The sequence below is a fragment of the Pelagibacterium halotolerans genome (genome assembly GCF_044811015.1).
GTDB classification, from domain to species: Bacteria; Pseudomonadota; Alphaproteobacteria; order Rhizobiales; family Devosiaceae; genus Pelagibacterium; species Pelagibacterium halotolerans_A.
This window is the reverse complement of sequence record NZ_CP085243.1, coordinates 169,124-182,713: the sequence shown is the minus strand read 5'-3', so window position 1 is coordinate 182,713 and position 13,590 is coordinate 169,124. Positions and strand designations below refer to the sequence as shown.

12 protein-coding genes are annotated in these 13,590 nt (G+C 61.6%); 4 read left to right on the top strand and 8 right to left on the bottom strand.

The window, feature by feature from the left end; all coding sequences use genetic code 11:
* Positions 1 to 231: 231 nt before the first annotated feature.
* From kduD to LG281_RS00920, 8 genes are all read right to left on the bottom strand, one after another.
* Positions 232 to 975, bottom strand: coding sequence for a 2-dehydro-3-deoxy-D-gluconate 5-dehydrogenase KduD (kduD, locus tag LG281_RS00955; protein ID WP_404403477.1), 744 nt, complete (start codon positions 973 to 975; stop codon positions 232 to 234).
* The gene (gene kduI, locus LG281_RS00950; protein WP_404403475.1) at positions 972 to 1,796 is read right to left on the bottom strand and encodes a 5-dehydro-4-deoxy-D-glucuronate isomerase; all 825 of its coding nucleotides are present in this window, start codon (positions 1,794 to 1,796) and stop codon (positions 972 to 974) included. Before kduI ends, kduD begins: the two co-directional genes overlap by 4 nt.
* A gap of 184 nt (positions 1,797 to 1,980) precedes the next feature.
* Positions 1,981 to 3,222, bottom strand: a complete 1,242-nt coding sequence (locus LG281_RS00945) for an ABC transporter substrate-binding protein (RefSeq protein WP_404403473.1) — start codon at positions 3,220 to 3,222, stop codon at positions 1,981 to 1,983.
* Between the two features lie 8 nt (positions 3,223 to 3,230).
* On the bottom strand, positions 3,231 to 3,938 hold the full coding sequence (locus LG281_RS00940; RefSeq protein WP_404403471.1) for a DUF624 domain-containing protein: 708 nt from the start codon (positions 3,936 to 3,938) through the stop codon (positions 3,231 to 3,233).
* Entirely contained in the window at positions 3,939 to 5,060 is a 1,122-nt protein-coding gene (locus tag LG281_RS00935; protein ID WP_404403469.1) for an ABC transporter ATP-binding protein, read from the bottom strand.
* A 16-nt stretch (positions 5,061 to 5,076) separates the two neighbouring features.
* Positions 5,077 to 6,249, bottom strand: coding sequence for a glycoside hydrolase family 88 protein (locus tag LG281_RS00930; RefSeq protein WP_404403467.1), 1,173 nt, complete (start codon positions 6,247 to 6,249; stop codon positions 5,077 to 5,079).
* A gap of 6 nt (positions 6,250 to 6,255) precedes the next feature.
* Positions 6,256 to 7,107, bottom strand: coding sequence for a carbohydrate ABC transporter permease (locus LG281_RS00925; RefSeq protein ID WP_404406574.1), 852 nt, complete (start codon positions 7,105 to 7,107; stop codon positions 6,256 to 6,258).
* 29 nt (positions 7,108 to 7,136) lie between these two features.
* The gene (locus tag LG281_RS00920; RefSeq protein ID WP_404403465.1) at positions 7,137 to 8,081 is read right to left on the bottom strand and encodes a carbohydrate ABC transporter permease; all 945 of its coding nucleotides are present in this window, start codon (positions 8,079 to 8,081) and stop codon (positions 7,137 to 7,139) included.
* A gap of 134 nt (positions 8,082 to 8,215) precedes the next feature.
* Between LG281_RS00920 and LG281_RS00915 the strand changes: the two genes are divergently transcribed.
* The 4 genes from LG281_RS00915 (at position 8,216) to LG281_RS00900 (ending at position 13,583) form a co-directional block, all read left to right on the top strand.
* A complete protein-coding gene (locus LG281_RS00915; RefSeq protein ID WP_404403463.1) occupies positions 8,216 to 10,021 on the top strand; it encodes a heparinase II/III family protein in 1,806 nt (601 codons plus the stop codon).
* Positions 10,022 to 10,028: 7 nt separating this feature from the next.
* Complete coding sequence (locus tag LG281_RS00910) at positions 10,029 to 10,871, top strand: carbohydrate-binding protein (RefSeq protein WP_404403461.1); 843 nt, start codon at positions 10,029 to 10,031, stop codon at positions 10,869 to 10,871.
* On the top strand, positions 10,868 to 11,605 hold the full coding sequence (locus LG281_RS00905; protein WP_404403459.1) for a FadR/GntR family transcriptional regulator: 738 nt from the start codon (positions 10,868 to 10,870) through the stop codon (positions 11,603 to 11,605). The genes LG281_RS00910 and LG281_RS00905 overlap by 4 nt, the downstream gene beginning before the upstream one ends.
* Positions 11,606 to 11,672: 67 nt before the next feature.
* Positions 11,673 to 13,583, top strand: a complete 1,911-nt coding sequence (locus LG281_RS00900) for a DUF2264 domain-containing protein (RefSeq protein WP_404403457.1) — start codon at positions 11,673 to 11,675, stop codon at positions 13,581 to 13,583.
* The last annotated feature ends 7 nt before the right edge of the window (positions 13,584 to 13,590 follow it).

Below are 13,590 nucleotides of genomic sequence, written 5' to 3'. Positions count from 1 at the left end.
TTTTAGAGTGCTAACCGGTCATTCCGCCACAGCGCGCCGGGCCCGTGTAACGGGTAGCGATCGGGGAATAGACCGATATGTCCGTGCTGCGTCGCATAAGGCCGCGCGATTATTGCCAGCACACCAACACCTGCCATAACGAGGTCAATCGATTCACTGGCTGGCGATTGCCGGTAAGCCCAGCAGAGCCTTGGGCAGACTTGGTCGGTCACCGCCGCTCGGACGGGCGCCTCAACGTGCCAGCCACCCGCCGTCAACGTTCAGGACGGCCCCGGTGATATAGCGGGCGGCCGGACCGCAGAGGAATGCTGCAGCGCCACCGATATCCGCTGGCGCCCCCCACCGTCCCGCCGGAATGCGGTCTAGGATCGCCTTCGACCGCTCGGGATCCTCGCGCAGCGCCGCAGTGTTGTTGGTGGCGATATACCCTGGGGCGATCGCATTGACAGTGATGCCGTGCGGCGCCCATTCGTTCGCTAACACTTTGGTCAACCCGGCCACGCCGTGCTTGGATGCCGTGTAAGAGGGGACCCTGATTCCGCCCTGAAAGCTCAAGAGCGAGGCTATGTTCACGATAGCACCGTCGGCGCCGCGCCGCATCAAACTGCGGGCAAAGCTCTGGCAGGAAAAGAATACGGCCTTGAGGTTCACATCGATGACGTCGTCCCAATCGGCCTCGGTGAAGTCAACGCTGTCCGCGCGCCGGATAATCCCGGCATTGTTCACGAGGATGTCGATGCTCTCGTCTTCGAAGATCTCGCGCGCAGCCATCGGGTCGGAAAAATCGAGCCGCAGATCCGAGGCGGTGCCACCGGCGGCCTCGATATTGCCAACCGTCTCGGCACACGCGCTGCGACCGGCGCAAATGACATCGGCCCCCTGTCCGGCGAGGCTCATCGCAATGGCTTGGCCGATCCCGGTATTCGCGCCAGTGACTAGAGCCTTGCGGCCGTCAAGAGAGAAGGCGTCGCTCATAGCAGGTCCTTGGGCGCGATGAAGTCCATGTCGGTGAAGGACTGATTGTCGCCCGCCATTGCCCAAATGAAGGTGTAACCGCCGATCCCCGCGCCGGAATGGATCGACCAGGAAGGCGATATCACCGCCTGTTCGTCGGCGACCATCAGATGCCGCGTTTCCTGTGGCTCACCCATCAGGTGGACGACCCGAGCCTCAGGGTCCATGCCCCAGTAGAGATAGGCCTCCATACGGCGATCATGCGTATGGCTCGGAATCGTGTTCCAGACCGATCCGTCCTCGAGCGTGGTATAGCCGAGGGTTAGCTGGCAGCTTTCCATGACATCGGGGTGAATGAACTGGCGAATAGTACGCTTGTTGGAGCTTGCGACCTCGCCCAGCTTCACCTCCTTCGCGTCGCCAATAGCGACAAGCCGGTTGGGACAAGCCCGATGCGCCGGCGCGGAAGTGATGTAAAAACGGCCGCTGCCTGAAAACGTTACCTCGCCAGCGCCCATACCCAGATACAGCACGTCACCACGGTTGAGAGTCCAGCTCTCTCCACCGGCAGCAACTTCGCCGGTTTCGCCGATGTTGACGATTCCCATCTCGCGCCTGTCAAGGATCGACGGCGTACCGGCTTCGCTGACCTCTCCAAGCGTAAGGCTGCCGCCATTCGGTACCGCGCCGCCCAGGATGAACCGGTCATAGTGTGTGTAGGTGAGGCGAATTTCGCCGGGACGGAAGGCGTCTTCAACGAGGAAGTGCTCACGCAGTGTCGCGGTATCGAAAGTTCGTGCCTGGCTCTGGTGAACCGCATGCATGGTTTTGACGGACAGCATGGGGTGCTTCCTTTTCTTCGACTTTGCCCGGGCAACAAAGCGCGGGCACTGGTTGTTCTGATGGGTGCCTGAGTCGCCCTGACATGGGCGCAATGATTGGTGGCGTCTCGCCACGGGCCAATCCGGCTCCTTTCGGATCCGAGAACGGACGCGGGCGACATGCCGCCCGCGTCCGCAAAGATGGTCAGTCCAGGATATCCTGCACGCCAGCGTTCATTTCGGCAATGCCGTCCTCGACCGAGACGTTGCCAGTCATGATGTTATCATGCGCACGGTTCAGCACGAGCTCGATTTCAGCAGCCTGCAAATCGACCGGCAATTCGAGGTAGGTCTGCGTCGTGCGCAGAGCATCACGGCTGTTCTCGTCCTGGGGGAAGCCCGGATTCGAGGCGATAGTCTCGATCACGGCATCGTCGCGGATCGCGGGCAGCGTTCCGGTCTTGGCGATGATAGCGGCCCCCTCAGGGCTGGCCACCCAGCGGATGAAGTCGAGCGCGGCTTCCTGGTGGGCTGAGTTCGCGTTCACCCCGAGCGACGTGATCGTGGCGGCGGTGGTGCCAGGCGCGACCCCTTCAGGATGCGGATAGCTCGCAATGCCCCAGTTCTCGGACAGGCTCTCGCCCGAGTCGACCTTGTTGATCTGGGTGCCGATAAACCAGCTGCCCATCGGCAACATTGCAATCTGCTCGTTGTAGAACGGGCCGGAATAGTGGGTCTGGGACGTCTTGAGCGCGCCGTAAGACTGGACCGCGCCCTCTTCCTGCAACGCTAGAACGCTTTCATACCATGGCGCGAGGAAGGAATAGTCCTCGGCGATCAACGTGTTCTCGCCGTCCATGATCGCCGGCAATTCGACGGTCGAACGCCAGGTATGGAAATGCGCGCCATAGACCTTGTCCGCACCGAAGCCCGAGGTCAGCGCACGGGCCTTTTCGTAGAATTCATCCCAAGTCCAATCGTTGGTCGGGTAGTCGACACCGGCCGCATCGAAGAGGTCCTTATTGTAGTAGACGAGCCAGAAATCGGCACGGAACGGAAGACCGTAAAGGCCACCATCCACGGTCAGTTCCTCAAGCAAGCCACCATAGGGAGCGGGATCGACAGGCTCGTCATAGGCTCCAGTGAGGTCCACGAGGCGGTCGGTGCTGATAAGCTGCGCATAGCTCGGGATATCTTTGATCGACACGATGTCGATGTCGTCAGCACCTCCCGTAAGCTGCGTCATGAGCATCTGGGGGAAGTCGGCGGCGCCAAGGTCCGTGTACTCGATGGTAACATTGGGGTGCTCCGCCTCGTAGGCATCGATCAGCGGCTGATAGTATGCGACCGAGTTCCAGTCCCACAGCGCCCAGTTCAAGCTGACAGGCTCGTCCTGTGCGAAAGCCACGGCGGGCGCGAGCAGCCCGACGAGGAATGTTGAAGTCATAAGAGTTTTCACTTGGTCTCCTCCAAAGTTGACGAGTGGTCCTTTACCACTCTGGGAATTCCGCCAGGCCTCGCCGCGAAGGTCACTACGAGGATGCTGAACGAAAACAGATACGTCGCGGCCAGGAGCACCGTGACGGGGTAAAACACGAGTACCGAGCCCCACAGCAATGCTGCAGCTCCAAGCCCGACCAATGTCGCAAGAGGGCGGGTCAACGCGCCGAGCGCGGCGCGGCGCAGGAGACCGGGACGGCCCCGCTTCTCCTCTGCGATCCGCAAGATCACATGAAGCGCCAATACAGTGAGCGCGAGCGCTACGCAGGCCCCGATAACAAGGAGCGGAACGAAAACAAGGTGATGGCTGGCGAGTTGGCCGTAGATCCAGGTCGTCCACAGCGCACCAGTAATCAGGAACATGAGTGCAAGCCCATAGCCTGTTGCCCGGACGAAACAATCGGCAAAGGCGCGCCAGTACTGGCGCCAGAGATAGATCGGCCGGTCTTCCAGCATCTCGATGGCAACGTGCGCACCGGCGGCAAGAGCGGCTGGCAAAGTAATCAATGGCAGAGAGGCGACGACGATCATGAGATTAAGCCCGAGCAAGTCTCCCGCCTCGCGTCGGATCGTGGCACCGAGCAGCGCAAGGCCCGTCTTCGGAGCCTCGTGCTTGGGCACGCCGGGTCCCTCACGGGACCAGATGCGGGAGAGCAGGTTCATTCACTTGACGCCTGTATGAAGGATCGACAGCTCGGTCTCCGGATCGAACAGATGCACGTGCGACATATCCACGATCAGCTCAATGGCTTGACCATCTTGAGCTGGACAGCGAGCAGAGACGCGCGCAATCATGGAGGTATCTCCTGCACTGAGGTTGAGGTGCTTTTCCGACCCCAACGGCTCGGCAAGGTCCACCGTCGCCGCCAACCGCGCAATGCGCGCGTCCGCCACGCCCGGAGGTGGCGCTTCGTGGAAGTCCTCCGGCCGTACGCCGAGCACGACAGACTGACCGGCATAGGGCGCGATCTTGTCGCGATCCATCGTGTCGGGCAGCGGCAGCGTGGTGCCGGCGAAGTCCGCGACGAAGCCGCCATTCACCGGCTTGATCGTAACCGGCAGCATGTTCATCTGCGGCGCACCGATAAAGCCCGCGACAAAAATGTTTACGGGACGGTCATAGAGATTCTGCGGCGTGTCGACCTGCAGGATGTGCCCGTCCTTCATAACCACGATCCGGTCGGCCATCGTCATCGCCTCGATCTGGTCGTGGGTGACGTATACGAAGGTCGCGTTCAGCCGTTTGTGAAGTTTGGTGATTTCGGCCCGCATCGTACCGCGCAACTTGGCGTCGAGGTTCGACAGGGGTTCGTCGAGGAGGAAGACTTCCGGGTTGCGGACCATCGCCCGGCCGAGGGCGACGCGCTGCCGCTGTCCGCCCGACAGCGCCTTGGGCTTGCGGTTCAGCAGATGCGTAATGTCGAGGATCTGCGCCGCCTCGCGCACCTTGATATCGATCTCGGCTTCGGGCGCCTTTCGTAGGGCCAGGCCGAAGGCCATATTTTTATAAACGCTCATATGCGGATAAAGCGCATAGTTCTGGAACACCATCGCGATGTCCCGGTCCTTCGACGGCACGTCATTGACCATATGCTCGCCGATCCAGAGCTCGCCATCCGAAACCTCCTCGAGCCCTGCGATCATGCGCAGTGTCGTGGACTTGCCGCAGCCGGACGGACCGACCAGCGCGATGAACTCCTTGTCCGCAATATCGAGGTCGATATCGTGGATGACCGTGGCACTGCCGTAGGTCTTGTTCAGTTTCCTGAAGGAAATCTGTGCCATATCGTCTCCATCGGTCTCACCAATAGGTGGACCAGTCTCCCTTGAGGCGCATAAGCGCCTCCATGTAATAGTAGTCTCCCCAGGACACGCACTCGTCGACGCCCTCACCACGGCAGGTGTTGAATGGGCTCTTTTTCGAATAGGTGCCGTGCAGGAGCTGCCCGTTCGAAACCGCCGGATCCGTCACCGAATAGCCGCGCACAAGGCTGCCGGTCATCCGCCGGGCGAGATCGCGCCAGCCTTCGGCACGGTCGCCGCCGACGAGGTCGCTCATTTCGAGAAGCCCACAGGCCGTAATCGCGGCAGAGGAGCTGTCGCGCGGCTCGTCGCCGTCCACGAAGATCATGTCCCAGTAGGGCACGAGATCGCTCGGTAGTCGGGTTAGGTAGTAGTCGAGGAGTCGTTCGAACGTATCGAGATACTCAGGAAGGCGCTCGTAGCGGTAGCTCAGCGCCATGCCGTAAATTCCCCAAGCCTGACCGCGCGCCCAGGAACTGTCGTCGCTGTACCCTTGCTTCGTCGCCCCGTGCGAAGGCGCACCGGTTTCAGGATCCATGTAGAATGTGTGGTAGGTCGAATTATCCGGCCGGATCGAATTCGCCAGCGTCGTGCGAGCATGAATCAGGGCGATATCGCGGTATTTCGGATCTTTTGTCTCATCGCTGGCCCAGTAAAGCAGCGGCAGGTTCAAGAGACAGTCGATGATGTAGCGGTATTCAGAGGCAACACCCTTGCGGCCCCAGGCCTGAATGAACTGCCCGACCGGCTGGTAACGTTCGATCAGTTGGTCGGCCGCGAGGATCGCGGCGCGGCGGGCGTCCTCGTCGCCGACAAGCTTCCACGCCGCGACACAACTGGGCGAATAGAGAAACCCCATGTCGTGGTGGTCGGTCTCGATCCGGTTCTCGATCCTATGGAGAAAGCTCTGCACCTGGATCTGTGCGGCATGGCGAAATACAGGATCTGCGGTGTGCTCGAAGGCCAACCAGATCTGACCGGGCCAGAATCCGGCAGTCCACTGATTGTTCGCAACCGCAGGATAGACATTGTTCACCGATGAATGGTTCTGCGCCTGGTAGGTGAACGCGGGCAGATTCCGCTCAACCTGGGCACACGCGACATCGATCGCGGCAGCGTGCTCGGTATCCGTGAGCGGCGCGACGGCCTCGATTATTGTCTGAAAGCTCATCGGAGATCAGCCTTTCAATCCGGTCGAAGCGATGCCTTCGACGAAAAACCGTTGGAGCGAGAGGAAGACCACAAGGACCGGGATCAGCGCCACGACAGAGGCCGCCATGATCAGCCCGTATTCGCTGGAATACTGCGAGATAAACATCCTTAAGCCGATCTGGATCGTCTTCAGCCGCGTCTCGGTCAGGTAGATCATGGGCCCGAGGAAGTCGTTCCAGGTCGCCACGAAGGTGAAAATGGTAAGGGTCGACAGAGCCGGCTTCGACAAGGGCAGCATGATCCGGTACCAGATCTGGTACTCGTTCATGCCGTCGATCCGCGCCGCCTCGCACAACTCATCCGGTATCGACATGTAGAACTGCCGCATCAGGAATACGCCGAACGCGGTAAAGGTCTGCAAAAAGATCAACGCCAGATGCGTGTTGTTAAGCCCGAACCCGCGCATCATTATAAATTGCGGCACCATGTAGACGTGCCACGGCACCGCGATTGTCGCGATATATCCAAGAAAAAGGACATTCTTGTACGGAAAACGCAGCTTCGCAAAGGCATAGGCGGCAAAGCTGGAGGTCAAAAGCTGCAGGATGGTAACGATGACGGTGATTTTGGCCGTGTTGAAAACGAAGGTCGCCAGGGGGATCATCTTCCAGATGTCCACATAGTTCTGCCAGCGCGGGCTTTCCGGAATCCACTGGATCGGGAAGGCGAAGACTTCCCGGTCGAGCTTCAGAGAAGCCGACAACATCCAGAAGAACGGCAGCACCATAATGGCGGTGATCGCGATAACCGCCGCGTAAAGCGCAACGCGAGTCCACTTGACCCGGGACCGGCCGCGGCGCTGGACGGCGCGGGTCATATTGGTCGATGCAGCAGTCATGTTCCCCCTCAGTCGATGTCGCGGGTGACGCGGAACTGGACGATCGTGACGATCAGCACGATCAGGAAAAGCACCATCGCGACCATGCTGGCATAGCCCAGGTCCCAGGAGATGAAGGCTTCGTTATAGATGTGGTAGACAAGCACGAGCGTCGACGTGCCGGGCCCGCCTTGGGTGATCATGAATATCTGATCGAACACCTTGAACGACTGGATCGTCAGGATCACCGATACAAAAAAAGTCGTGGGCGCTAGCTGCGGAACCGTGATCTTCCAGAACTTCTGCCAGGCATTGGCGCCATCGATTTCGGCGGCCTCGTAGAGTTCGCGCGGAATACCCTGCAAACCAGCGAGGTAGATCACCATGAAATACCCCAGATCCTTCCAAACCCCGAACAGGATGACGGTAGCCATCGCCCAGTGCCGGTCGGCAGCCCAACCAGGCAGCTGCTGCGGGTCGATACCCAAGGTATAAAGCACCATGTTCACCGGCCCCATCGCCGGGTTGAACAGCATGTTCCATACCACGGCGACGGCAACGAGGCTGGCCACATAGGGAAAGAACATAGCGGTTCGGAAAAAGTCGCGGCCAACGATCTTTTCATTGAGCAACACGGCCACACCGAGCGCTGCAGCCAGCGTCAGAGGCACAGAAAACACCGTATAGACAATGGTGTTCCAAAGCGCTGCCTGAAAGGCTTTGTCTTCGAACAGCTCCCAGAAGTTGTCGAGCCCGGCGAAGGTGATCGGGTTGGACCCGTCCCAATGCGTAAAGGCCAGCGCAAAGGCAAAACAAACTGGCCCGAGCGTGAAGATCAGAAAGCCGAGAAAATTGGGCGCAATAAAGGAGAGGGCGACGAGCGTCGAACGCCGCTGTCTCTGCCGCTTCGTCAAGAGCGGACGGTCGGCGTGCGCCACGGCGCTTTCAAAATCAGTGCTGGAGCTCATCGTCATTCCTCCCGCCAGCTCGCCGACGTCCCGATTTGCGGCTGAACCAACTTGTTGCGTTTCTGTATGACATACTATAACAAGTTAGACAAGATATATGTGAAACGGTCAGGCCGGACGATGTCGAAGACGCGGACAAAATGACTTCGAAGCTTATCCTGGCGGGCGTGCCTCTCGCATTGCCGGACGAAATCGCTGCCATTTCACCCGTACCGCCCTTGGCAGAGCGAACCGTCTGGGAGCGGCTGCCGGCTACCGTGACCGGCACGTTACTTTCCCGGGCCGAAGCAGCACGCGCCCTGCCCTGGCCGATGCTTACCGCCAGCGCTTATTCTGCCTTCGTGCGCGACGGGAACCGGGCGCGTTTCGAGGCCGACTATTTCGCGCGGCGGCGCAAGCTGAATGCACTGGTCATGGGCGAGTTGGTGGAGGCGCGCGGACGCTTCCTCGACGATATCGCCGACGGCCTCTGGCTGATCTGCGAGGAAAGCGGCTGGCAATTGCCCGCCCACAACGCACAGCGGCGCGGCGCAGCGCGCTCACCGCTGCCGGACCCGGGCACCCCGGTACTCGATCTTTTCGCCGCCGAGACTGGAGCCCAGATCGCGATACTGCTTGCAGTTCTGGGCGACGCTCTCGACGCGCGACTGCCCGGCCTCAGGGATCGGGCCCAATCCGAGATCGAGGCGAGAATACTGACCCCCTATCTCTCACGGGAGTGGTGGTGGATGGGTGGCGTCGAGGGGCCGACCAACAATTGGACGGCGTGGATCACCCAGAATATCCTGTTAACCGGCCTGACACAGCCCATGGCGCCACACCGTCGCGGGGCGCTCGTCGCCCGTGCGGTCCAGAGCCTCGACGCCTTTCTCGCGGATTATGGCGAAGACGGCGCCTGCGAGGAAGGCGTACTGTACTACCGGCATGCGGGGCTGTGCCTGTGGGGTGCGCTGGATCTGCTCTCGCGCGCCATGCCACAAGTGTTCGCTCCGGTTTGGAGTGACGAAAAAGTCCGCAATATCGCCGAGTATGTAGAAGCGGTTCACGTTGCTGACCGGCATTACATCAACTTTGCCGACTGCCCCGCAGTCGCCACCCGCTGTTCGCTACGCGAGGTCCTGTTCGGCCGCGCTGTCGGTTCGGCCCGGCTGGAGGCCTTCGCCAAAGCGGACGCCGCAACCGAAGGCTGGTCCGACCTGCCCGATGAAATCAACTTGTGGTACCGGCTGCTGCAGGCGCTTCACGCCAGCGAAATAAGCGAGCCGCAGGCCGCCCCCGAACCGCGCGACGTCTGGTATCCCAGCATCGGGCTCATGGTGGCGCGGGACGAGCGGTTCACCCTCGCGGTCAAGGCCGGGACCAATGGCGACAGCCACAATCACAACGATGTCGGCAGCGTGATTCTCTATAGCGACGGTCTGCCGGTGCTGATCGACCTCGGGGTGGAGACCTACACTGCCAAAACCTTCTCGCCCGATCGCTACCAGATCTGGACGATGCAATCGGCCTGGCACAATCTCCCCACCTTCGGTGGCGTGATGCAGGCGGCGGGAGCGGAACATGGCGCTCGCGATGTTCAGACGCGGCTCGAGGCCACGACGGCTTCCATGTCCCTGGACATGGCCGGCGCCTGGCCCGAAACGGCGCGAATCCGGAGAGCGATGCGCCGGGTCGAGTTGCAGAAGGGACGCGGGGTCGTGATCGAGGACAGTTACGACGGCGATCTGTCGGCGGAACTGTCCCTCATCCTCCCCATGCCCCCGAGAATTTCAGACAATGAACTGCACATGCCGGGCCGCGCCCGGATCAGCATCGAAGGCAGCGCGGCGAGCCGGGTGGAACATGTGCAGGTCACCGACCCGAGGCTCGCCGAATCCTGGCCGGACGGCATCTGGCGGGTACGCCTGAACGTGCCAGGAAACTGGCTGCGAATGATCATTGAATGAGGCAAACATGCTGGAACTCACCGTAACGGACGCGGCGGGCGCGGTTGTGGCCCGGGCCCAAGGCCAGGATGAACTCTACCTAGTCCACGACCGGTCGCACGAAGAGGGAACTGTGCTGAACCTGAATGCGCCGGACGGTTCCTTCCTGGTTGTCGCACTCGACGACGCTATGGCACCGGCTCTGATTTTCCTTCGCGATGGCCATTTCGCCTTCCCGATCCCGTTCGGTCCTGCAGCGGAAGGGTATTCCCCCTGCGCCTTCACGGGGACAAGGCGGCGATCCATTGTGCGGCTCGCACGGCACGAGGAGATCGCGGCGCGGCGCGATCTGGCACTCAACCCCTACGACCACGCGCAAAGCACTGCGTTCCCGCACGCCAGCGCCAATGCCGCAACCAGGGGCGAGGCCTGCTTCGCCGCCCGCACCGCCATCGACGGTGAGATCGCGAACGACGGGCATGGCCACTGGCCATACACCTCTTGGGGAATCGCCCAGAACCCACGGGCGGCACTCACGGTCACATTCGGGCGGCCTGTGATCATCGATGAGATCGCCCTGACCCTGCGCGCAGACTTCCCCCACGATTCGTGGTGGCGCTCAGCCACGATCAACTTTGGCAACGGCGACACGGAGAGCCTTGCGCTCGCCAAGACGGGGCGGCGGCAGGCCTTTCCAATTAAGCAGCGACAAGTTGTACAACTTGTGCTACAAGATCTCGTAGCGGCAGACGATCCGTCGCCGTTTCCCGCCCTGACGCGGATCGAAGCAATGGGGGTCGAATACGCGCCCTCCAGCAAGATAAGTGAATTTTTGGACGGGCTGGACGAGAGGATGGGAATCGAAAATTGAGCAATGGAGCGCCTCGCCGCGTCGAAACCCTGTCAAAGCGAATCGGAGACGAACTGAGGCAGGCTATCCTCGCGGGCAAATACAGACCCGGCGACAAGCTGCCCAGCGAGGCTCAGTTGACCGAAGCGCATAACGTCAGCCGAACCGTAGTGCGCGAGGCGATTGCGCAACTACGGCTCGATGGACTGGTCGAGGCGTATCAAGGCGCCGGCGTCTTCGTGCTTGACCGTGCGGCGACAATGCCGACCGAGACGGCAAGACTTGCTTCCACTCTCGAGATTCTCGAAGTCAGAACCCCGCTCGAGGTCGCGGCGGCAGGCCTTGCGGCATTACGCCGGTCACCGTCGCAGGAAGAGCGTATCCTGAATTGCCATGCCGACATGTTTAACCTTGTCGAAGAGGGCGGCGACAGCTTCCGGGAAGCCGACTTCCGCCTGCACCTCGCGATCGCCGAAGCGACGAATAATGCGCAGTTCACCGACGTGATCTCCAGGATCGGCGTGAACCTCGTACCCCAATCCCACCTTAGCCCTATATCCGACGATGCAACGCGCCGCGGCTATCGCGACCTTGTCATGAGCGAACATGACGCCATCGTGCGCGCGATCTCCAATGGCGACCGGGACGGCGCCGAAAAGGCAATGCACAATCACCTGGTCGGCAGCCAGGACAGGCATCGCACCCTGTTGCACAGTCATCGCCTCGCACCGGCCGGCAAATCTCACCCGATGTAGGGTTCGATGGCGCCGCAATAAACTTGAAGCCTCTCACGGCATCACCCTCTCGATCAGGAAGCCTCGAATGACCCCCACGCCTCCAACGCCAGCCTGGTTGGCTGAAGATGCGGTGCGCATGCTTGTCGGACGCAATCCACTGCATGGAAACCCCTTGGCAACCCGCGAGGACCTCGCCCGGGCGGTACACGCCCTGCTTTCCCCCCTTCTGCCTTACGTATCCGAAGGACGCGCTCGCATCCGCCTAGGTGTGGGGGGAGCTCACTATGGCGCGGCGGCGGCCGAAATGGAGGCTTTTGCGCGCCCGTTTTGGGGCCTGGCGCCACTGGTTGCCGGCGGCTTCGAAAATCAACTGGCTGCGGATTGGGTCACCGGTCTTGCGAACGGAACGAATCCCGATCACCGGGAATATTGGGGCGATGTCGCCCAACACGACCAACGCATGGTCGAAATGGCGGGGTTGTCGCTGGGTCTGCTGCTCGCGCCCGCAACCTTCTGGACGCCGTTGGGACGGGAAGCGCAAACCCGGCTCGCCGCCTGGCTTCAACGCATTAACGCGTTTCCGCCAGCCGACAACAACTGGCTGTTCTTCCGCGTGCTGACCAACCTCGCGCTGCGGCATGTCGGCGAAGACTGGTCCGAAGAGCTGACGCGCGCGGCGCTCGACCGGATCGAGACGTTTCACATCGCTGACGGGCACTACCGGGACGGCAAGTGGTATCAGCTCGACTACTACACGCCCATGGGGATGCATTTCTACGGGCTGATGGTCGCCACGCTCGCACCGGACCTGTTCCCCGAGCAGGCCGCCCGTTACCGCGAACGTGCCGGTGCCTTTGCGCAGGGTTTCCAGCACTGGTTTGCGGACGATGGCGGGGCGGTGCCGTTCGGCCGGTCGATGACCTACCGCTTCGCGCAGAGCGCATTCTGGGCCGCATGTGCTTTCGCCGGCGAAGAAGTGCTCCCATGGGGGCGGGTGAAAGGCCTGCTGCTACGAAACCTGCGGTGGTGGGCCGAGCGGCCGATCACCGACCGGGATGGCGTGCTCTCCATCGGCTACGCCTATCCGAATCTGCTGATGTCGGAGGCCTACAATGCGCCGGGGTCTCCCTACTGGGCGCTCAAATCCTTCCTCGTTCTGGCCCTCCCCGACGATCACCCCTTCTGGACCGCCGAGGAAGAACCGCCCGAGGCCCTGCCGAAAACGCGTCACGTGTGCCGGCCCGGTGGCTACATCGCGCGACGCAGCGCCGAGGACGCCCTGATGCTGACCGGCGGCCAGGACGGCCGAGAACATCGTTGCCATGACGCGAAATACGGCCGTTTCGCCTATTCCACATCCTTCGCCGTTTCCGTCGCCTCGGACGCCTGGGGCGACCGGCCGGAGCGCGCGGCGGTCGATTGCGGCCTGGCCATCTCGCGCGACGGCCTCTCGTGGCTTTCCCGCGCCACAATCACCGAGGCGGGTATCGACGGCGACATGGCCTGGGGTCGGTGGGCGCCGGATGCGGGCCTGACAGTAGACAGCTGGCTCGATGTCGGCCCGCCGGGATGGCACGTGCGCTTGCACCGGATCGTCACCGATCGTCCCCTGAAGGTTGCCGAAGGCGGGTTCTCGGTCGATCGCACGGGAGACGGACACATCACGCCGCCAGACTGGATCAACGAGTCGGCAGGACATGCCCGTGTTCGGACGCTTTCGGCGGTATCGGCCATCCACGATCTGTCTGGAACGCGGAACGGAACGATCGTGCGCGCTGCGCCCAACACGAACTTGCTGTTCCCCCGCACATTCTTCCCGCGCCTTCTTGGCGCAGTGCCGGAAGGCACCACATGGATCGCAACCGCGGTCTTTGCGGCGCCGGACCCGTCCGCGGAACCGCCGGTGTTCGAGATGCCCCAAACGGCGAAAGATCTTCTTGCCCGCGAAGGCGTAGCCATAGGGAATTGGCCGGAGAATGGCGCTTTTGAAGGATGATTGGCAC